The following is a 20,243-nucleotide window of genomic DNA, read 5'->3' as shown; positions in this document are numbered from 1 at the left end:
CCCTATGCGTGGAATCCGTCGAATGTGATGTTCAGGTGGCGGGGGCCGCGCAGCACGGCGTTCTGTCGGTACGGGGGCGGGTCCTCGACCAGGCGGGGACTGTTGAGCCTGCGGGCCAGCTCGGTCAGGGCGAGCTGTGCCTCCAGGCGTGCGAGGGGTGCGCCGAAGCAGTTGTGGATGCCGCTGCCGAAGCCGAGGTGCTGGTTGTCCTTCCGGTCGGGGTCGAAGCGGTCGGGGTCGGGGAACCGTTGCGGGTCCCGGTTGCCGGAGGCCAGGACGAGCCAGACGGATGCGCCCTTGGGGATGGTGACGCCGTTGATGTCGATGTCCGCGAGCGTGGTGCGCTGCGGAAGCAACTGCACGGGAGGCTCGAAGCGCAGGAGTTCCTCCACGATCGGGAGGGCCAGCCCGGGGTCGCCCCGCAGCCGCTCCAGAACGTCGGGGTTGCGCAACAGGGTGAGCATCCCGTTGGTGATGAGGTTGACCGTTGTCTCGTGGCCGGCGATCAGGAGCAGGGAGGCCGTGCTGAGCAGTTCCATCCGGGTCATCTGCCCGTCCTCGCCGTGCTGGGTGACCAGTGCGGAGAGCATGTCGTCGCCGGGTGCGCCGCTGCGTTCGTCGATGAGCCCCGACAGGTACTTCCCCAGTTCGGTGCGGGCCTGCTGGGTGACGCGGCGCCGCTCTCCGGGGTCCTGGCCGGGGTCCGGGTCGAGGCCGGCGGCGATGGTGTCGGCCCAGGAGTGGAAGAGCGCCTCGTCCTCGCGCGGAACCCCGAGCAGCCGGCAGATCACGGTGACGGGAAAGGGGTACGAGAAGTCATCGACGACGTCGATCCGGTTCCGGTCCCCGAAACCGTCGATGAGGCCGGAAACGATCCGGGCCAGTTCGCCCCTCATGTTGTGGACGCGCCGGGGGGTTTCCGGCGGCCCGAACGGGCGCATCGTCATACGGCGCAACCGGTCGTGTTCGGGTGGGTCGAGCCTCAGGAAGGCGGGCGGCAGAGCCGACGCCTCCTCCTCCTCCTGCAGGAGTGTGCCTGCGGCGCTGGGAGAGAGGTTGCGGGCGTCCGAGCTGATGCGCGGATCGTGCAGCAGACTCTTGATCTCCCAGTACGTGCTGACGACGAACAGGTCGTCCCCTTCCTGAAGCACCGGCGTCTTACGGAGCTCGGCGTACAGCGGGTAGGGGTCGGCGCGGCTGGAGTAGTCGATGATCTGCCGCAGGAGCGTGGCTTGCGTCATGTCGGGTCCTTGGTGGCGTCCTTGTGGGCGTGGGACAGCGGGCTTTCCCGGCTGCGATCAGGCGTGTGCGGGGACGAAGGTGATCCGCTGGTCGGTCGGTGAGTAGCCGCTCACGGTGACGGACGGCCCGTGGGTGGGCAGGGAGGGGTCCGGGAATTCGGCCGGGACCGGCCGCAGACCTTCGGGACGGCGGTCCACCGAGGGGTAGTCGGGCGGGAACGGCGCAGCCGACTCGATCTGCCGCTGGTAGAACTCCAGCCACTTCGTCTGGTCGAAGGCGACAGCGGCGATGACACGGCCCTGGTATCCGTACACACAGGTGAAGCGGCGGTCGGAGAGCGACCCCTGGGCGACGATGACCTCCTCGCCCAGGGACGGGACGCCGACCGACTTGATGTTGACCCCGAACTGGGCGGACCAGAAGGCCGGCACCCACAGGTGCGGGCGGCGCTCCGAGCTGCTGCTGATCATGTTGTGCGCCGCGGTCTCGGCCTGTGCGACGGCGTTGCCCCAGTGTTCGAGTGACAGGAACTGGTACCCGAACAGCGCGTGCGGGGACCGTGCCACGTCACCGGCGACGAAGACGTCGTCGGTCACGATCCCGCGGACGTCGAAGGCCCGGCATCCGGCGTCGCAGGCGATTCCGCGCGGTCCGGCGCCGAGCCCGGATCCGGCCAGCCACTCGGTGTTCCGCGTCGCGCCGAGCGAGACCACCGCGACGTCGGTGTCGATGGTGGTGCCGTCGGACAGATGGGCGCGTCGCAGGCGCCCCGGCGCGTCGCCCTCCAGGGCCGTGACCATGATTCCGCAGCGCAGGTCCACGCCGTGCTCGCGTTGCAGATCCGCTGCCGCCCGGCCGATCACGCCGCCGAGCGCGCCCACGAGAGGCGCCGCACCGCGTTCGGCGACGGTCACCGGCAGCCCGCGCTCGCGGCAGGCCGAAGCGATCTCCGAGCCGGTGAATCCGGCGCCGATGACGAGCACCCGGCGGGGCGATGCCGCCAGCCGCCGCTGCAGCCGGGCCGCGTCGTCACGCGTACGCAGTACGAAGACCCCGTCCAGTTCGGCCTCGGACTTGTGCGGCCAGGGACGGGCGTGCACGCCGGTGGCGATCAGCAGGCGGTCGTACTCCACTTCGTCCCCGTCGGCCAGCCGCACCCGCTTGGCCGCCATGTCCAGCCCAGTGGCGGCGACACCGAGCCGCCAGTGCGCGTCGAGCGCCAGACGCCGGGGCAGCGCGGTGCGATCGGCGGTCGCGTGGCCCAGCAGGACCTGTTTGGAGAGCGGCGGCCGGTCGTACGGTTCGTGGGGCTCGTCGCCGATCAGCGTGAGCGAACCGGTGAAGCCCTCCTTCCGCAGGGTCTCCGCAGCCCGGAGACCGGCCAGAGAGGCGCCGACGATCACGATCCGTCCCTCGCGCCTCAGCCACGCCAGAGCACCGTCACCGGACACCGGCCGGCCCCTCTCGCCCGGCGATGTCCCCTGCCGCGGCCGACGCATCACTCATGTCGTCCACCAGAATCGCCTGCACCGGACACGCAGTGGCGGCACGAAGCACCTGATCCCGATGCGTCTCGTCGGCGTGCGGGTTGTACAACAGCGACTCCTCGCCGTGCATGGCGAAGACATCGGGTGCGAGGAAGGCGCACTGCGCGTACCCCTGACACCGATTGAGATCGACTACAAGCCTCATCAAGGGGCCGCCCTTCCCGTAGTACCCCCGCCTCAGCCTGCGAGTGACGCTGTGGTTCCGCGAGCAATGGCGGACCAATGGAGTCATCGGCGCGCGCCGCTTTGGGACGCACCGGCCTCGGCCGGCGCGAGCTCCTCCGGCCGCGAGCTCCTCCGGCACGGCGAAGCCGGGGAAGCGGCATTCCTCTGTTCTGGAAGAACCACCGCCGACCGGCCGCGGCCCTGGGCGTCGAAACCTGAAGTTTTGTCCGTAATGGTCCGGAAACCCTTGACCTGGGAGAAATAGGGAGGACAATCTTCAATACACCAGAAAACCAGAGCGAGCCGCACCGACGGCGGAGACGTTCGCCGAACCGAGTGACCCTCTCGTTGGCTCTGGCCAGGCCCCCGGCAGATCCTCTCGATCCCGGAACTTTCAGCGACGGTTGAAAGCTCGTGGAACCAAGAAGGACTACCGGGGACTGCATGTCCCGAACGGAACGTCGAAGGGCCCCACCGCGAGCGGTGGGGCCCTTCGGCATCGTGCCCGATGAGGCACTGGCGGAGGATCCGAGCTTCGAACTCGAGGGCATGCGGAAGCGTTCCGACCTGCAGTGCGCTGAGGCAGACCTGGCTTTTGAACGGTGCTGCACTCCGCCCTGGGGGACCTGCTGACCTGGAAAGAGGGAACGGACGTCGTGACGGGGCGGCGTTTCCTACCGTTTCAGAAGCGCTACCGGGCCTGCTTGACGCAGGTCCGGTCGTTCGCCGGCAGTTTGCCGGTGGCCAGGTACCGGTTGACCTTGTTGTCCACGCAGGTGTTGCCGTACGAGGCGTAGATCGCGTGGCGGTTGGCGCCCTTGAGTGTGATCAGCTTGGAGCTCGGCAGCAGGCCGTGCAGGGCGACGGCGCCCGTGTGCGGGGTGCGCGGGTCGCCGGTGGCGGACACGATCAGCGGGGAGGCGTCGCGGCGTATCTGGGTGGGTTCCTCGCGGGGCCGGTCCCAAAAGGCGCATGGGCTGATGTTGTTGGTGAGCGGGGCGAACCGCGGGTGCTTCGCGCGGTTGCGCTCGATGTCTTGCCAGTAGACCTCGGGGTCGCGCGGGGCGGCCTTGTCCCCGCAGATGATCGCGGTCTGCGGGCTGCCGTTGCGGGTCTCGCCGGTCAGCAGGAGTCGCAACAAGGCGGTGAACTGCGGTGACAGTCGGGTCGGCTGCCCGGCCGCGGCCTTGGCCAGTACGGAGAGCTGCTCGCCGAGGAACGCCCGCTCCGGGTCGGTGTCGTCGGCCATCGCGTTGAGGAGGAGGAACGGGACCTGGGTGTCATCGAGTCGGAAGGTCTCGGGCGCGGTGCCGACGGTGAGCGGGCCGCGCGCGGATGCCGCGACGATGCGGTCGATCGTGGCGAGGACTTCGGCGCGGGTGCGGCCGAGGCCGTAGGCGTTGTCGCGCTGCGCCGCCCAGGTGGCCCAGTCGGCGAGTGCCTGCTCGTTCTCGCCGACGACGTCCCGCAGCAGCTGGGGGCCGAAGCGGCGCGGGTCGATGGCCCCGTCCAGGACCATGCGGTCGTAGCGGCCGGGGAACATCTGGGTGTAGACGGTGCCCAGGTAGGTGCCGTACGAGTAGCCCAGGTAAGAGATCTTCCGCTCGCCGAGCGCGCCCCGGATGACGTCCATGTCGCGGGCCGTGTTGCGGGTGCTGGCATGCGGCAGCAACGACGAGCTGGTGGCGCGGCACTTGTCGGCCAGGTTCTTCTGGAAGGCGACCTGGCGCTCGAAGCTCGCGCGGCTGAGACCGGCCGAGAGGAGATTGGTGCCCACGGGCCAGCCGCAGTCCAGCGGGGTGCTGCGGCCTACGAAGCGCGGGTCGAAGCCGATGATGTCGTAGCGCGGGCCGACCTTCTTCATCCCCTCGCGGGCGGTCGGCGGGGAGAACAGGGCGGGGCTGCCGGGGCCGCCTTCGTTGAGCAGGATCGCGCCGATGCGGTGGCGGGTGTCGGTGGCCTTGAGCCGGGATATTGCGACGGTGATCGTACGGCCCCGGGGGTCGGCGTAGTCCAGCGGTACGGTCACCTCCGCGCACTGCACGCCTGCCTTGTCCAGGTCGCGGCCCATCGTGTCGTCGGGGCCCTCGGCACAGCTTCCCCAGCTGAGATTCTGCTGGTAGTAGCGGTCGAGTCCGGCCCCGGCGCCATTCTTGGCCGTTGCCCCGGCGGGAGCCGCAGTGGCCATTGAGGGGGAAGCGGTGAGGCAGGCGGCGAGGGCCAGGCCCACGGCCGAGGCGCGGCGCACGGCCGGGCTGGGGTTGATCACTTGGTCTCCTGGAGGTGCTTGGTGGTGCGGAAGGCTGTGCCCACGACGGGGAGGAAGTCCTTGTGGGCCTGGTGAGTGAGGGAGGTGCTGCGGCTGCCGGGGCCGACCGCGCCCAGTGCGCGGTGTCCGCCGGGTACCGTCCCGGCGTTTCCCCACTGCGTGCCGCCGCGCTTCAGAGGGTGGCGATCGGACCGAGCCCGTACCGGGCGCCGGGCCAGACCCTGTCCGCGTCAGTGGGGACGGTGCGCTTCATCTCGGCGAGCCGGCGCGCGGGCACCGGCCTTCTGCCGAACAGGGCACGACAGTCTCCACGCCCGGCGATGTGAACCGGTCAGGGATGTCGTCGCGCTGTTCTGCACACATTTCATACCGTCAGACGCTAAAGACGCGGCCGTCCGTATTCACTACGGCTGTCCCCCCAATCCCATTGGTGTCAGCCTCACTTACGGCCCCGGCCGCGCACTCCGGCGGTGTGGCTGCGCGGCAGCTCTGCGGGAGATCGGCCGGGCCTGACGCGTCGGCGAGGAAGGCTGGTTCAGGAGCGAAGCCCGGCCCCGCGCTCGCCCGCATGCCGGCCCAGCGCAGTCGGCGGGTCACGTGGATCACAGCCGTGGAGCGGGCAGCGGCGGCCCTGGGCTGTTCTCCGTGGAAAGTGGGCCCGTGCATCAGGTACTCCCAGCCGACGCGTCGCTACGGGCACGACGCGGCGGTGGCGTGCGGCAGCTGCCGCAGCGAGGCCGGCGTAGCCGCGGGTGGCGGGCCGGCGAGGGGCGCGGGCGCCGACCGGCCGGGCCTGACGGGCCGACGGGCTTCGAGTTCGGTGAGCGTCGGGCGCCCGCACGATGCCCGGCACACTGCGGCAACCGTTCTGTTCATTCCCGGTGTCCCTGAACGGGTCGTGATGCAGATCACGGACTGGCCGTCGACAGCGATGGCGGCCCGGTGCCAGCACGTGACGGGCGGCATCCTCGCCGACGTCGCGCAGCGGGTCGGAGGACTCATCTGGGAAGTGGCCAACGACGCTGACGGCAGCGGCGCGGAGGGTTCCGAAGAGTCTCGTTGAGACTGCAGATGAGACTACGAACGTCGAAGGGCCCCACTGCAAGCAGCGGGGCCCTTCGACGTATTGCCCGGTGAGAGCAATGGCGGAGGATACGAGATTCGAACTCGTGAGGGGTTGCCCCCAACACGCTTTCCAAGCGTGCGCCCTAGGCCACTAGGCGAATCCTCCGCGGCAAACAATACAAGACGTTGAGGAGTGCTCGCGAACCCGTTCCCCTCCGGCTCGCCTCGGGCTCGTCCGGGGAGGTTCCGGAAGGTGGGGCAGTGGACTGGCAGGGGTGGGGATCGGCTAAGGTGGGCTTCAGCCCCTCACGTGGCGCTATCTGACTGAACTCCCCCAGGGCCGGAAGGCAGCAAGGGTAGGTTGGCTCTGGCGGGTGCGTGGGGGGCCCTTGTGTTTCCAGGGGGTGTGCGGCGCTTCGGCGGTCCGGGGCCGGTTGTCGGTCCGCCCGGATAACCTCGTATGTGTGTCGTCCCTTGCGCTGTACCGCCGCTATCGCCCCGAGTCGTTCGCCGAGGTCATCGGGCAGGAGCATGTCACTGACCCGCTGCAGCAGGCCCTGCGGAACAACCGGGTCAATCACGCGTACCTGTTCAGCGGTCCGCGCGGCTGCGGCAAGACGACCAGCGCGCGCATCCTCGCCCGCTGTCTGAACTGCGAGCAGGGGCCGACGCCCACGCCTTGCGGAGAGTGCCAGTCCTGCCGGGACCTCGCGCGCAACGGGCCGGGATCGATCGATGTCATCGAGATCGACGCCGCATCGCACGGTGGCGTGGACGACGCCCGTGATCTGCGGGAGAAGGCGTTCTTCGGGCCCGCGTCGAGTCGTTACAAGATCTACATCATCGACGAGGCGCACATGGTCACATCGGCGGGGTTCAACGCCCTGCTGAAGGTGGTCGAGGAGCCGCCGGAGCACCTCAAGTTCATCTTCGCGACCACCGAGCCCGAGAAGGTCATCGGCACGATCCGGTCGCGTACGCACCACTACCCGTTCCGCCTCGTGCCGCCGGGGACGCTGCGCGAATATCTCGCCGAGGTCTGCGGCAAGGAGAACAGCTACGTCGAAGACGGCGTGCTGCCGCTGGTCGTGCGGGCCGGGGCCGGGTCCGTGCGTGACTCGATGTCCGTGATGGACCAGCTGCTGGCCGGCGCGGGCGACGACGGTGTGACATACGCCATGGCGACCTCCCTGCTCGGTTATACGGACGGCTCGCTGCTCGACTCGATCGTGGACGCCTTCGCGGCGGGCGACGGGGCCGCGGCCTTCGAGGTCGTGGACCGGGTGATCGAGGGGGGCAACGACCCGCGCCGCTTTGTCGCCGACCTCCTGGAGCGACTGCGTGACCTGGTGATCCTCGCCGCCGTGCCGGACGCCGGGGAGAAGGGCCTGATCGATGCTCCCGCCGATGTCGTCGAGCGGATGCAGGCCCAGGCGTCCGTCTTCGGCGCCGCCGAGCTGAGCCGCGCCGCCGACCTGGTCAACGAGGGGCTGACGGAGATGCGCGGGGCGACCTCGCCGCGCCTCCAGGTCGAGCTGATCTGTGCCCGGGTGCTGCTGCCCGCGGCCTTCGACGACGAGCGTTCGCTGCAGGCCCGGCTCGACCGGCTGGAGCGCGGTGCGTCCTTCGCGACCGCTGGTACGGGGCCCGCCATGGGGTACGTACCCGGGCCGGAGGCTCTGGCCCATGCCCCCGTCCCCGTCGCCCCGGCCGTGCAGCCCGGCGCCGGACCCGCTGCCGCGCGTGCGGCGGTACGGGGCGAGGCACCCGCCCCCGCGGCGCCGCACGCACCCGTCGCAGCGCCCCCGGCACCCGCGCAGCCCGTGGCCCCCGTCGCTCCGCAGCCGCCGGCCGAGGCCCCGGCTCCCGCGGGAGGCCAGCGCCCCGGCGCCTGGCCAACAGCTGCCGCCCCGGAATCGGGCCGCCGTCCCGGTGGCTGGCCGACCGCTTCCGCTCCCGGCCAGTCGCCCGTCCCGCAGGCAGCCCCGGCCACCGCCCCGGCCCAGGCCGCGCCCGCGGCACCGGTGCCCGCCGTCGAACCGAGCGCGGGAATGACACAGGGCGCCGGCCAGGTACGGAACATGTGGCCGGACATCCTGGAGGCCGTGAAGAACCGCCGCCGGTTCACCTGGATCCTGCTCAGCCAGAACGCCCAGGTCACCGGCTTCGACGGCACCACCCTGCAGATCGGCTTCCTGAACGCGGGCGCGCGCGACAACTTCACGAGCAGCGGCAGCGAGGACGTGCTGAAGCAGGCCCTCGCCGAGCGGTTCAACGCACAGTGGAAGATCGAGGCGATCGTCGACCCGTCGGGCGGTGCGGGCGCACCCCCGCAGACCGGTGGCGGCCGCCCCTCCGCCGTCGCGCCCGCGCCGCAGCGTCCGGCCCCAGCGCCCCAGCAGAGTTACGAACCCCGGCCCGCCCCCGCCCCGCACCAGCAGACGGGCGCCGCACCTGCCGCGGAGCCCGTACCGCAGTCGTACTCCGCGCCCGAACCCCCGCGATCGGTCGCTCCCGAGGACGACACCCCGGAGGCGGACGACCCGGATCTCGTCGACTCGGCGCTCTCCGGGCACGACCTGATCGTCCGCGAGCTGGGCGCCACGGTCGTCGAGGAGTTCACCAACGAGTAGCGCGGGCCGGGCGGGGGCGTCGTACACCTCACGGACTGTCCACGGAGCGGCGTCCGTCAAGGCCGCCGCACCCCGGCGGCTAGGCTGCACACCGTGAAGGTCCTCGTCATCGGCGGCGGCGCCCGCGAACATGCCCTGTGCCGCTCTCTCTCCCTCGACCCCGACGTCACCGCTCTGTACTGCGCTCCCGGCAACGCCGGCATCGCAGAGGTGGCCGAACTGCACCCGGTCGACGCACTCGACGGCGACGCCGTCGCGCGCCTCGCCACTGATCTGGGCGCCGAGCTGGTGGTCGTCGGCCCGGAGGCACCGCTCGTCGCCGGCGTCGCCGACGCCGTGCGCGCCGCGGGCATCCCCTGCTTCGGCCCGTCCGGTGAGGCGGCCCAGCTGGAGGGCTCCAAGGCGTTCGCCAAGGACGTGATGGCCGGGGCAGGCGTTCCGACCGCCCGCAGCTACGTCTGCACCACCCCCGCCGAGATCGACGCAGCCCTCGATGCGTTCGGTGCCCCGTACGTCGTCAAGGACGACGGTCTCGCCGCCGGCAAGGGCGTCGTCGTCACCGACGACGTCGAGGCGGCCCGTACCCATGCCCTGGCTTGCGACCGCGTGGTCATCGAGGAGTTTCTCGACGGCCCCGAGGTAAGCCTCTTCGCGATCACGGACGGCACCACCGTGCTGCCGCTCCAGCCCGCGCAGGACTTCAAGCGCGCCCTGGACAACGACGAGGGCCCGAACACCGGCGGCATGGGCGCGTACTCCCCGCTCCCGTGGACCGACCCCAAGCTGGTCGACGAGGTCATGCAGTCGGTGCTCCAGCCGACCGTCGACGAACTCCGCCGCCGCGGCACCCCGTTCTCCGGGCTGCTGTACGCGGGCCTCGCGATCACCTCGCGCGGAGTCAGGGTGATCGAGTTCAACGCCCGTTTCGGTGACCCCGAGACCCAGGTGGTCCTGGCCCGTCTGAAGACTCCGCTGGCCGGTGTCCTGCTGGCCTCCGCCGACGGCACCCTGGACGAGCTGCCCGCGCTCAGGTGGCGCGACGAGGCCGCCGTCACCGTGGTCATCGCCTCGCACAACTACCCGGGTACGCCGCGCACGGGTGACCCGATCCACGGTCTCGACGATGTGGCGGCGCAGGATGCCCCGCATGCGTACGTCCTGCATGCCGGGACCAGGCGCGACGGCGACGAGATCGTCAGCGCGGGCGGGCGGGTGCTGTCCGTGACCGCGACCGGCAAGGACCTCGCCGGCGCCCGTGAGCGCGCCTACACGGCGGTGGCCCGGATCCGGCTCGACGGATCGCAGTTCCGTACGGACATCGCCCAGAAGGCCGCGGAGGCCTGAGAGCGGAACGGTACGGAACGGAACGGACTGCCGGTACGGAACGGAACGGACGGGGGTTACCCCGGACCGTACGGGTCCGCCCCGGACCGGGGCGCGGGGCCGGGTACGTCACCCGATCTGCCCGCCCCCGGCTGCGGCTCGAGTCCACTCTCCGAACCCCCGTCGACACCCACTGACGCGCCGCTGCCCCAAGGACTGCGGCGCGTCAGCACCTTTACCCAAAGCCATTCCATCGAGTGACGGCTGAGCTATCCGGATGACGCCCGCCGAGGCCCCAACTAGGGTGCGGCGCAAGCATTCCGGCACTTGGCCCACTGGCATTGCGATGTCAGTGACGGGTGCCACAGTGGGGGAGTGAACAACACCGCCGCGGGGGAAGAGGGGGTGACGTCCGGCCGTGTCCGGTACCGGTACAAGTGAGGAGCTGGGTGCGCAGAGTGCGCGCGCCCGCGCTCTCGCTCTGCTGCGCATCCGCAGCAGAGCGACCGCCGCAGCCGTCCTGCCGGCGGCGGTGGCCGTGGTGCTGCTCGTCGCGGGCGCACAGGGCCATGCCGTCGGCAGCGGCTGGGACACGGCGCGCTGGGCCGTGGCGGCCTGCGCGGTCGTCGTGCTCCTGCTCGCCGCAGTGGTCGCGGTCGCGATCGTACGGGCGAGGCCGGCGGTCAGCCCGACCGTCCCGCTCCCGGAGGACGCCGCCCCCGATCTCTACCGCCTGGTCAGGGACCTCGCCGACCGGCTCGGGGTTCCCGCGCCCTCGGCGATAGCGCTCACGCCCGACTGCGACAGCTGGCTGGAGGACCGCACACACCCCTCGGCGCGGCCCGCAGCAGACCCCGGAGCGGATCCGGGAAGGCGTTCCCCGGTCCGGGCCCGCCGTAGGGTCCAGGCGGCGCCCGTGCTGGTCATCGGTTCGCCGTTCCTGTGGTGGATGCGGGTCGCGGAGCTACGGGCGGTGCTCGCCCCGGTCGTCGCGGGCACAGGCCCCTCCGCGCATCCCGACATAGCCGCGGCGCGTCGTTTCGTACGAGGGCTGGACGGCGCGGTTGCCGACGCGGCCGCGCCCGTTTCCGGGCCGCTGTCCGGGGTGCGCAGAGTGCCGCGGGCCTTCGTCGGCTGGGTCGCGCTGTTCCTGCTGCGCAGCTGTCGCACCCATGCCACGGAGATGGAGCGGGGCGTCGCCGCTGCCGCGTCGGTTCGTGCACAGGGTGTGGATTACGGGCTGCGGATCGTTGCCCAGGAGCAGGTCGGCCTGGCCTACGCGGGCTGGGACCGGCTGCTCACCCGCGTTGCGCTGCCCGCCTGGCAGATGGGCCGCTGGCCGTCCCGACTGGACGCGGGTGTCGTGTCCGCCCTCACCGAGCTCTCCCGTCGCGACCGGCTTGCCGACGGATTCGCCTCGCGGCTCGGTGAGCGCCCTGCCTGTGACCTCCTGGAGGAGCCGGGCGCGGCCGACGAGGCGGCATCGCTGCTGGCGGCACGGCTCTTCCACGGCGGCCCGGCACAGACCGGTCCCGACTGGTCGCCGGTCGACTGGCAGCAGTATCCGGAAGAGGTGGTCGACCGGAAGTGGCGCACCGAGGCCGCACGGCTGCACCGTGTCCTCGACTCGATGGGTGCGGCGCCCGCGTCGCTCGACGGCGGCACCTCGGACGATCCCGACTGTGCGGTATTTCCCATCGACGCCACCGTGCCCACGCTGGCCCGTGTCGTCGAGCATCTGGCAGGCCGGTGCGGGAGCGGCGAGGAGCTCGCGGCCAGGATCAGCGCCGCGGTGGCCCGTGAGGAGGCGGCGGCCCAACAACCCCTGGCCGGCGGCACATCGGTCCCGGTGGGCGCCCGGAGCGCCGCTCACTCGGGCGCGGACGTCCTGGACTTCTGGGGCCCCGGCCCCCTTCCGCTCTTCCCGCTCCAGCCACCCCGTACGGGTACGGAACTGCTCGCCGACCATGTCGCGGCGATGGTCTGTTGCGCCGCCGTCGACACGGCGGGTGCGGCGCCCGGACTCGACTGGCTCGACGGTCCCGCGCTGTTGGTCGGCGGCGAGCGCCGGGCGGATCTGGGCAGTCCCGTCCTCAGCCTGGTCGAGGACGGGGACGCGGGGCCGCTGCGTTCCTGGCTCGCCTCGGTCGGCGTGCGCACCGACAAACCCGTCCGTCTTGTCTGAACCATGGGCCTCGACGGCCTCGACGGCCTCGACCACAGAGCTGAACCACAGCATCCCCACCCTGCTCAGAGATAACGCCGCCGGGAGCACCGCACCTCCAATACCCGGAAGGAAGCGTTCCGTTCACGTCAATTAGCGACGAACAGTGACGGAGTGCATGCGTTATGTGATGTGCTGGGGATCGACGCTGACAGTCGTCGCATCACTGTTGGCGCACCGATGGCGCACGGCTGGTGCAGATCGCCGTTGATCACCGGTGACGATCAACTTTGTCTCACCGTTGACTCGGGGGACCAGAGGGAGGGAAGCGGTATGGGGGCGGAGCAGATTCGTCGATGGGAGTCGGGTGCCCTCGCGCACGCCGTCTCCGACCCCTTCGGACAGGGCCCGCTGCCCTGGCTGCGCGGCAGTGAGAACTACTTCGACGACACCGGACATGTCGTCCCCTGGTACGTGGACCCCACCCTGGCGCGCAGCTCCACCGACGGCGGTACTCGTACGGCCGACGATGTGCACCGCCAGATCAAGGGCTTCACCTCCACGGGCGCCGCGGCCCCCGGAGAGGCGATCGACTTCCACATCACCGTGGACCCGCCCCAGCAGTTCTCCGTGGACATCTACCGCATCGGTCACTACGGGGGCGACGGCGCCGCCAAGATCACCACGAGTCCCCGGCTCTCCGGCATCGTCCAGCCGGCCCCGCTCACCGCCGACCGCACGGTCTCCTGTCACCACTGGTGGCAGTCCTGGCGGCTGCAGATCCCCACCTACTGGTCGATCGGCGCATACGTCGCCGTGCTCACCACGGTCGACGGATACCGCTCCCACATCCCGTTCACGGTCCGCGACGACCACCCGGCCGATCTCCTGTTGGTCCTGCCGGACATCACCTGGCAGGCGTACAACCTCTACCCGGAGGACGGCCGCACCGGCGCCAGCCTCTACCACGCCTGGGACGAGCAGGGCCGCCTCCTGGGCGAGGAGGACGCCGCGGTCACCGTCTCCTTCGACCGCCCGTACGCGGGCGCCGGTCTGCCGCTCCACGTCGGTCATGCCTACGACTTCATCCGCTGGGCCGAGCGGTACGGCTACGACATCGCGTACGCCGACACACGCGATCTGCACGCGGGCCGGATCGACCCGGGCCGCTACCGGGGCCTGGTCTTCCCCGGCCACGACGAGTACTGGTCGGTGCCCATGCGCCGTACCGCCGAACTCGCCCGCGACGACGGCACCTCGCTCGTCTTCCTCTCCGCCAACACCATGTACTGGCAGGTCAGCCTCTCCCCGTCGCCGTCCGGCGTCCCGGACCGGCTGCTCACCTGCCGCAAGCGCCGAGGCCCGGGCAAGCCCGCGCTCTGGCGCGAGATCGACCGTCCCGAGCAGCAGCTTCTCGGCATCCAGTACGCGGGCCGGGTCCCCGATCCGCACCCCCTGGTCGTACGGAACGCCGAGCACTGGCTGTGGGACTCGACGGGTGCCTGCGAGGGCGACGAGATCGACGGCCTGGTCGCGGGCGAGGCCGACCGCTACTTCCCGCGCACCGCACTTCCCGAGCACGAGAGCCGCATCCTGCTCGCCCACTCCCCGTACCAGGACAGCGAAGGAGTCAAGCGCCACCAGGAGACCTCCCTGTACCGGGCCCCGTCCGGCGCACTCGTCTTCGCCTCCGGCACCTTCGCCTGGTCTCCGGCGCTGGACCGCCCCGGCCATGTGGACCCCCGCATCCAGCGGGCCACCGCCAATCTCCTCGACCGCATCTGCAAACGCGCCTGAAACGCCTTCGGGGCCACGGCACTCGGCGCCACGGACGCCCCCGCTCCGCCCCACCGCACCCCGATACGGGAGAATCGGTACGACTCCTGGATCAACCTACGCGGAGGCAGCGTGTCCGGATTTGTAGAAAAGCCCGAACCAGTGCAGGTCCCGGGGCTCACCCACCTCCACACCGGCAAGGTGCGCGACCTGTACCGGAACGAGGCGGGCGACCTCGTCATGGTCGCCAGTGACCGTATGTCCGCGTACGACTGGGTCCTGCCCACCGAGATCCCCGACAAGGGCCGCGTGCTCACCCGGCTCTCGCTGTGGTGGTTCGACCAGCTCGCCGATCTCGTACCGAACCACGTCCTGTCCACGGAGCTCCCCGCCGGCGCCCCTGCGGACTGGGCCGGCCGGACGCTGATCTGCAAGTCGCTGCGGATGGTCCCGGTCGAGTGCGTCGCCCGCGGTTACCTCACCGGCTCGGGCCTCGCCGAGTACAAGGAGTCCCGCACGGTCTGCGGCCTCGCGCTGCCCGAGGGCCTCGTCGACGGCTCCGAGCTCCCGGCACCGATCTTCACCCCCGCCACCAAGGCGGCCGTCGGCGACCACGACGAGAACGTGAGCTACGAGGAGGTGGCCCGCCAGGTCGGCGCGGAGACCGCCGCCCAGCTGCGCCGCTCCACATTGGACGTGTACAGCAGGGCCCGTGACATCGCGCGCGTACGCGGGATCATCCTCGCCGACACGAAGTTCGAGTTCGGTTTCGCTCCCACGGCCGACGGCGGCGAGGAGCTGATCATCGCGGACGAGGTGCTGACCCCGGACTCCTCCCGCTTCTGGCCCGCGGCCAGCTGGGAGCCGGGCAGGGCCCAGCCCAGTTACGACAAGCAGTTCGTGCGCGACTGGCTGACCTCGCCGGCCTCCGGCTGGGACCGCAAGAGCGAGCAGCCGCCCCCGGCGCTGCCCCAGGAGATCGTGGACGCGACCCGGGCGAAGTACCTGGAGGCGTACGAACTCCTCACCGGCACGCCCTGGAAGTAGGCAGCTCCCGGAACACGAAGAAGCCCCCGGCCGAAAGGCCGGGGGCTTCTTGCCGAACCGAGCGGACGACCAGGTTCGAACTGGCGACCTCAACCTTGGCAAGGTTGCGCTCTACCAACTGAGCTACGTCCGCAAGCGCCGAAGCGCGAAGACCACTATACCCATCCGCGCTCACGTGCGAGACGCACCGCCGCATGACGGTTCTCCGCCCCGAGCTTCGAGGCGGCCGCCGAGAGGTAGTTCCGTACGGTTCCCTGTGACAGCGACGCCCGCTCCGCGATCTCCGCGACCGGCGCCCCGTCGGCCGCCAGCTCCAGCACCTCGGCCTCGCGCGTGGTCAGCGGCGAGTCCCCGGCGGAGATCGCATCGGCCGCCAACTCCGGGTCCACGTAACGGTTGCCGGCGTGCACGGTACGGATGATCCCGGCCAGCTGCCGGGCGCTGACGGTCTTCGGTACGAAGGCCCGCACGCCTGCCGCGAGTGCCCGCTTCAGATGTCCCGGCCGGCCGTGACTCGTCACGATCATCGTCCGGCAGCCGGGCAGTTCGGTCCGCAGGGATGTGGCGACGTTCACACCGTCGGCACCCGGCATCTCCAGATCGAGGACCGCCACATCGGGGCGGTGGGCCCGCGCCATGGCCAGTGCCTCCCGACCGGTCGCCGCCTCCGCGACCACTACGAGGTCGTCCTCCAGGGCGAGCAGCGCGGCCAGCGCGCCCCGGATCAGATGCTCGTCGTCGGCGAGCAGCACCCGTACGGTCGTCATCGGCGTTCCTCCTGAAGGACGGGTGCCTCCCGGGCGGCAGGTGGCTTCTCAAGACGGGCCGGCGACGCCGCCGGCCCGAGCGGGATCGTCGCCGTGAGCCGGAACAGGCCGTTCTCCGCCGGGCCCGCGTCCAGCGCACCGTCGACCACGCGCAGTCGCTCCCGCAGCCCGGCCAGCCCGGAGCCGCCCGGCCCGGAGTTCCCGTCCGGTCCCGCGGCGGCCGCCGCCCCGTCGTTCTCCACCAGCAGCACGGCCGCGTCCGCCGAGGCTCTGAACCGGATCGTGCAGTGGCGCGGGTCGCCGTGCCGCAGCACATTGGTCGCCGCCTCCCGCACGACCCAGCCGAGCGCCGACTGCACGGGCGCGGGCAGCCGGTCGCCGGTGTCGCCCGTCACCTCGCACTCGATCCCGGCCGCACTCAACACCCCTTGGGCGCCGGCCAGTTCCGTACTCAGATCGGCCTCCCGGTATCCCCGTACGACATCGCGCACCTCCTGCTGCGAGGTGCGGGCTATCCGCTGCACCTCGACCATCTGGTCCACCGCCTCCGGCCTGCCGCGCTGTGCCAGCTCCACGGCCAGTTCGCTCTTCAGCGCGATCACGGCGAGATTGCGGCCAAGTACGTCGTGCAAGTCCCGCCCGAACCGGAGCCGTTCCTCGGCGACCGCGAGCCGGGCCTGAAGATCCCGGGCCTCCTCGGCCTGCCACATCACGCCCAGGCTCCAGGCGCTGGGCCGTACGGCGATCAGTGTGAGCAGGCAGCCGAAGAGCGTGCTCGGCACCACCCCGGCCAGTGTCCCGCCCCGCACCCCGACCGCGGCGAGGACGCCGACGTTCAGCGCGGTGACGGCGAGCGCCTGGATCAGGAAGGTGCGGACCGGGGTCAGCAGGGTCTGCGTGATCGCGAACGCCACCGGAGCGTTCATGGTCATGATGAGCAGCCCGTCGTCGTCGACCCCGTTCACCCCGGCCATCGTCGCCAGCAGCCCCAGGCTCACCAGCAGCAGCACCAGTGGCGGCAGCTGCCGCCGACGGGGAAAGACGGCAGTGCCGAGGTAGTGCGCGTACGACAACTGGACGTTGCGGTTGCTCAGCAGGCACTGCACAAGGCTCACGAGCAGCAGTGCCACGCCCAGGGCGATCGGCAGCGGCGCATGGCGGATGTCCGACTTGAAGGGGGCCAGCTGCCACGACAGGGTGAAGAGCCAGGGCATCGCCGAGAGGGTCAGCCGCGAGTACAGATCGATCCGCTCCAGCTTGCTGCGCTGCTGCCAGCTGCGGCGCCAGCCCCGCACGAGCACCGACACGGCACGTCCCTCCTCAGCGTCGCGGATCCCAGCGGAACCGCCGTTGCACAGCAAACACGGCGAACGCGGTCCAGGCCAGCCCCGTCAGAGCGGCCACGAGCAGGTCGGAGCCCTCGGCCCCGCCCAGCCAGCCCGTCCGCACGAGCGTCATCACCCCGGTCACCGGCAGCAGCTCGCACACGGACGCCATCGGGCCGGGCATGATCTCCAGCGGTACGAAGAGCCCCGAGCCCATCATCGAGATGAAGAACAGCGGGAGGGTGGTGAGCTGCGACGTCTGTACGGTGCGGGTCACCGCGGAGGTGGCCGCGGCCAGTGCCGCCAGCAGCACCACGCCCAGCAGCAGGCCCGCAAGGAGCAGTTCGGGCCGCTGCGGCGTGGCGAGGCCGAAGAAGGCCGTCCCCGCCACCACGATCACCACGGTCTGGGCCAGAGCCAGCGCGACCGACGGCAGGGCGGTCCCGATGAGAATCTCCCGGTCGGTGACCTCGCCGGTACGCAGCCGCTTCAGGACGAGGTCCTCGCGCCGCGCCACGTAGGACGAGACCAGGTTCATGTAGACGGCCTGGATCAGCACGATGCCGATGCCGCCGGTGAGCGCCGCCGCGGCGACGGACAGGCCGGTCCCGTCGAGAACGGACTGCTTCAGCGTCGACTTCATCGCCAGGACCATGGCGGCGGGCATCAGCAGCGCGACGAACACCGCCGTACGGTTGCGCGCGAGCAGGGTGACTTCGGCGCGCCCGAGGGCGGTCAGCCGGCCCCGGAGCGTTGTGCCGGTCGCCGTGCTCGCGCCGGTCGTGCTGGTCGTACCGGTCGTCGTGATCGTCATCGCGCAGCCACCCTTTCGGACTCCGACGCGCTCTGCGCGATATCGAGAAACGCCTCTTCGAGCGAGGCCGAGCGGGCATCGAGGCCGAGCAGCCGGACGTCCGACTCCCGCGCCCAGGTCAGCAGTTCGTCCAGGGACTCCTGCAAGCGGTGGGTACGGATCTCGATCCGGTGGCCCTCGGCGGCGGCCCGCAGCCCCAGCGGAAGCCGGGCCGGCGGCACCGTCTGCGGCAGCTCGAACCGGATGCGGGCGGGGCGGGCGGCCGTCACTTCGGTGGTGGTGCCCGCCGTCACTATCCGCCCCCGGTGCATGATCGCCAGCCGGTCGGCGAGCGTCTCGGCCTCCTCCAGATAGTGCGTGGTGAGCAGCACGGTGGTGCCGCCGTCCCGCAGCTCGCGCACCAACTCCCAGGTGTCCCGCCGCCCTTCGGCGTCGAGCCCGGTGGTCGGCTCGTCCAGGAAAAGCACCTCGGGCCGGCCGAGCAGGGCCAGCGCCAGGTCGAGACGGCGCCGCTCGCCGCCGGAGAGCTGTTTGACCCGCACCCGCGCCCGATGGCCGAGTCCGACCAGCTCCAGTGCCTCACCGGTCGGGCGCGCGCCGCTGGTGCAGCCCGCCCACATCCGTACCGTCTCGGTGACCGTCAGCTCGGACGGGAAGCCGCCCTCCTGGAGCATCACCCCGATCCGCGGCCGGACGGCGGCGCGCTCGCGGAACGGGTCGTGGCCGAGCACCCGCACCGTGCCGGCGTCGGGCCCGGCCAGGCCCTCCAGCAGCTCGACGGTGGAGGTCTTCCCGGCGCCGTTCGTACCGAGCAGGGCGAAGAGCTCGCCGCGCGCCACCGAGAAGGAGACACCGGCCACGGCTTCGAAGCCGCCGGCGTAGCGCCGCCGCACACCGCTCGCCTCGATCACGGGATCGATCACGGAGTCTGTCGCCGAAACGGTCACGGCGTCCGTCGTGAAACCGGTCGCGGGTTCGTCTGTGATGTACGCCACGGTGCCGCCCGCGCGGTCGCGGGGAATGTCGTCGCTGGTCATGCCTACAGATTTCCGCCGGATCGGCGCCGCGGGCAGTGCGGGCTGTCACCACTGCTCATGACAAACGTCATGGGCACGAGGCCAGGAGCGCGGACGGGAATACGGCGAAGGCCCTGGTCGATATCGACCAGGGCCTTCGAACAAACCGATCAAGAGCGGACGACGAGATTCGAACTCGCGACCCTCACCTTGGCAAGGTGATGCTCTACCAACTGAGCCACGTCCGCATTGCTGCCGCTCATTGTACTCCCCTTGAGGAGATCCATCGGGCGGTGCGAGCACTACTCTACCCGATTCACCGGAGTGGTCGGTAAGAGTGATGCAGAGCGGGTGACAGGAATTGCACACTGCGCCTTCCCCCTGGAAGGGGGATGTTCTGCTACTGAACTACACCCGCACGCTGCGTGAGGTTCGGCTTTGCGGCCTTGCCCTTCGGCGTGCTCCAGACTTTAGCCGACCTGCAGGGGTGTAGCGCAAGTCGGTGGCCACGGGGTGTCGCCGAGAGGTGCGCCGGAGCGCCGACGGGCGTTCACCGGCCGGCCCCGGCGGCCGGTCCGGGCGATCCGGCCGCGGGCCGGGTTCTCAACTGGCTTCGCGGAACGCCTCGTAGACCTTCTTGGGGATCCGGCCGCGGGCCGGCACCTCCATCCGGTGGGAGCGGGCCCAGGCGCGCACGGCCGCCGGGTCGGGTGCGAGTGAGGTGTGCCGGTACGACGCAGGGGTCTTGCCGCGCTTACCGGCATTTGTCTGCTTTCGACCGGCCGCCATGTACGGCGCCAGAACCTTGCGCAGTTTCTTTGCATTGGACGGATTGAGGTCGATCTCGTACGACTTCCCGTCCAGGGCGAAGGTAACCGTTTCCGCCGCTGCTCCCCCGTCGATGTCGTCGAAGAGCGTGACCACTACGCGCTGAGCCACGGATGTCGGTCCTTTCCTACGGCGTCGGCGCGTCTGACATGCGCTGATGCCGGCCTTCCGGCTGTTAGGCGGATGCGAGTCGACCGGTGTCGACTGTTTAGGGGCAATGCTGCATTCCCCGGTAATCATTTGTACAGCGGTAGGTGCCGCA

Annotated in this window: 14 protein-coding genes, 4 tRNA genes and 1 other RNA gene; 6 read left to right on the top strand and 13 right to left on the bottom strand. The window is 70.8% G+C overall.

The window, feature by feature from the left end:
- Window positions 1-2 precede the first annotated feature (2 nt).
- The 5 genes from IEZ15_RS30215 to IEZ15_RS30190 all read right to left on the bottom strand — a co-directional run bounded on the left by IEZ15_RS30215 (window position 3) and on the right by IEZ15_RS30190 (window position 6,454).
- The gene (locus IEZ15_RS30215; protein ID WP_189280208.1) at window positions 3-1,241 is read right to left on the bottom strand and encodes a cytochrome P450; all 1,239 of its coding nucleotides are present in this window, start codon (window positions 1,239-1,241) and stop codon (window positions 3-5) included.
- Window positions 1,242-1,298: 57 nt separating this feature from the next.
- The gene (locus IEZ15_RS30210; protein WP_229846186.1) at window positions 1,299-2,693 is read right to left on the bottom strand and encodes an NAD(P)/FAD-dependent oxidoreductase; all 1,395 of its coding nucleotides are present in this window, start codon (window positions 2,691-2,693) and stop codon (window positions 1,299-1,301) included.
- The gene (locus IEZ15_RS30205; RefSeq protein ID WP_189280206.1) at window positions 2,683-2,934 is read right to left on the bottom strand and encodes a ferredoxin; all 252 of its coding nucleotides are present in this window, start codon (window positions 2,932-2,934) and stop codon (window positions 2,683-2,685) included. The genes IEZ15_RS30210 and IEZ15_RS30205 overlap by 11 nt, the downstream gene beginning before the upstream one ends.
- 711 nt (window positions 2,935-3,645) lie before the next feature.
- The gene (locus IEZ15_RS30200) at window positions 3,646-5,142 is read right to left on the bottom strand and encodes an alpha/beta hydrolase (protein WP_189280222.1); all 1,497 of its coding nucleotides are present in this window, start codon (window positions 5,140-5,142) and stop codon (window positions 3,646-3,648) included.
- 1,224 nt (window positions 5,143-6,366) lie between these two features.
- A tRNA-Ser gene (locus IEZ15_RS30190) sits at window positions 6,367-6,454 on the bottom strand.
- 131 nt (window positions 6,455-6,585) lie between these two features.
- Between IEZ15_RS30190 and ffs the strand changes: the two genes are divergently transcribed.
- The 6 genes from ffs (at window position 6,586) to IEZ15_RS30160 (ending at window position 15,231) form a co-directional block, all read left to right on the top strand.
- Window positions 6,586-6,682, top strand: an RNA gene (gene ffs, locus IEZ15_RS30185) — signal recognition particle sRNA small type.
- A 70-nt stretch (window positions 6,683-6,752) separates the two neighbouring features.
- Entirely contained in the window at window positions 6,753-8,921 is a 2,169-nt protein-coding gene (locus tag IEZ15_RS30180; protein ID WP_189280205.1) for a DNA polymerase III subunit gamma and tau, read from the top strand.
- 93 nt (window positions 8,922-9,014) lie between these two features.
- Window positions 9,015-10,265, top strand: coding sequence for a phosphoribosylamine--glycine ligase (gene purD / locus IEZ15_RS30175; protein WP_189280204.1), 1,251 nt, complete (start codon window positions 9,015-9,017; stop codon window positions 10,263-10,265).
- Between the two features lie 397 nt (window positions 10,266-10,662).
- Window positions 10,663-12,429 carry a M48 family metalloprotease gene (locus IEZ15_RS30170; protein ID WP_189280203.1) on the top strand — a complete coding sequence of 589 codons (1,767 nt, stop codon included), beginning with the start codon at window positions 10,663-10,665 and terminating at the stop codon, window positions 12,427-12,429.
- A 312-nt stretch (window positions 12,430-12,741) separates the two neighbouring features.
- The gene (locus IEZ15_RS30165) at window positions 12,742-14,205 is read left to right on the top strand and encodes a N,N-dimethylformamidase beta subunit family domain-containing protein (RefSeq protein ID WP_189280202.1); all 1,464 of its coding nucleotides are present in this window, start codon (window positions 12,742-12,744) and stop codon (window positions 14,203-14,205) included.
- Window positions 14,206-14,316: 111 nt separating this feature from the next.
- Window positions 14,317-15,231 carry a phosphoribosylaminoimidazolesuccinocarboxamide synthase gene (locus IEZ15_RS30160; protein ID WP_189280201.1) on the top strand — a complete coding sequence of 305 codons (915 nt, stop codon included), beginning with the start codon at window positions 14,317-14,319 and terminating at the stop codon, window positions 15,229-15,231.
- Window positions 15,232-15,291: 60 nt separating this feature from the next.
- Here the strand turns inward: IEZ15_RS30160 and IEZ15_RS30155 are convergent.
- The 8 genes from IEZ15_RS30155 to IEZ15_RS30120 form a co-directional block, all read right to left on the bottom strand.
- Window positions 15,292-15,364 (bottom strand) — tRNA-Gly (locus tag IEZ15_RS30155).
- A 22-nt stretch (window positions 15,365-15,386) separates the two neighbouring features.
- Entirely contained in the window at window positions 15,387-15,998 is a 612-nt protein-coding gene (locus IEZ15_RS30150) for a response regulator transcription factor (RefSeq protein WP_114245663.1), read from the bottom strand.
- Window positions 15,995-17,299 (bottom strand): sensor histidine kinase, encoded by a 1,305-nt coding sequence (locus IEZ15_RS30145; protein WP_229846188.1) that lies wholly within the window; start codon window positions 17,297-17,299, stop codon window positions 15,995-15,997. The genes IEZ15_RS30150 and IEZ15_RS30145 overlap by 4 nt, the downstream gene beginning before the upstream one ends.
- 19 nt (window positions 17,300-17,318) lie before the next feature.
- The gene (locus IEZ15_RS30140) at window positions 17,319-18,137 is read right to left on the bottom strand and encodes an ABC transporter permease (protein WP_189280200.1); all 819 of its coding nucleotides are present in this window, start codon (window positions 18,135-18,137) and stop codon (window positions 17,319-17,321) included.
- Entirely contained in the window at window positions 18,134-19,174 is a 1,041-nt protein-coding gene (locus tag IEZ15_RS30135) for an ABC transporter ATP-binding protein (RefSeq protein WP_189280199.1), read from the bottom strand. Before IEZ15_RS30135 ends, IEZ15_RS30140 begins: the two co-directional genes overlap by 4 nt.
- Before the next feature lie 154 nt (window positions 19,175-19,328).
- A tRNA-Gly gene (locus IEZ15_RS30130) sits at window positions 19,329-19,401 on the bottom strand.
- A gap of 98 nt (window positions 19,402-19,499) precedes the next feature.
- Window positions 19,500-19,571 (bottom strand) — tRNA-Gly (locus IEZ15_RS30125).
- Window positions 19,572-19,756: 185 nt separating this feature from the next.
- Window positions 19,757-20,092, bottom strand: a complete 336-nt coding sequence (locus IEZ15_RS30120; RefSeq protein ID WP_176740026.1) for a histone-like nucleoid-structuring protein Lsr2 — start codon at window positions 20,090-20,092, stop codon at window positions 19,757-19,759.
- Between the last annotated feature and the right edge of the window lie 151 nt (window positions 20,093-20,243).

The sequence above is a fragment of the Streptomyces atratus genome (assembly GCF_014648655.1).
Classification (GTDB): Bacteria; Actinomycetota; Actinomycetes; order Streptomycetales; family Streptomycetaceae; genus Streptomyces; species Streptomyces atratus.
Note: the sequence above shows the minus strand (reverse complement) of the source record. Positions and strands in the feature narration are given on the sequence as shown.

What these genes read in the sequence shown, in the direction of transcription:
- IEZ15_RS30215 (WP_189280208.1), bottom strand. Translation starts at nt 1,241, where the DNA reads ATGACGCAAGCCACGCTCCTGCGGCAGATCATCGACTACTCCAGCCGC.
- IEZ15_RS30205 (WP_189280206.1), bottom strand. Translation starts at nt 2,934, where the DNA reads ATGAGGCTTGTAGTCGATCTCAATCGGTGTCAGGGGTACGCGCAGTGC.
- IEZ15_RS30200 (WP_189280222.1), bottom strand. Translation starts at nt 5,142, where the DNA reads ATGGCCACTGCGGCTCCCGCCGGGGCAACGGCCAAGAATGGCGCCGGG.
- IEZ15_RS30165 (WP_189280202.1), top strand. Translation starts at nt 12,742, where the DNA reads ATGGGGGCGGAGCAGATTCGTCGATGGGAGTCGGGTGCCCTCGCGCAC.
- IEZ15_RS30150 (WP_114245663.1), bottom strand. Translation starts at nt 15,998, where the DNA reads ATGACGACCGTACGGGTGCTGCTCGCCGACGACGAGCATCTGATCCGG.
- IEZ15_RS30140 (WP_189280200.1), bottom strand. Translation starts at nt 18,137, where the DNA reads ATGACGATCACGACGACCGGTACGACCAGCACGACCGGCGCGAGCACG.
- IEZ15_RS30135 (WP_189280199.1), bottom strand. Translation starts at nt 19,174, where the DNA reads ATGACCAGCGACGACATTCCCCGCGACCGCGCGGGCGGCACCGTGGCG.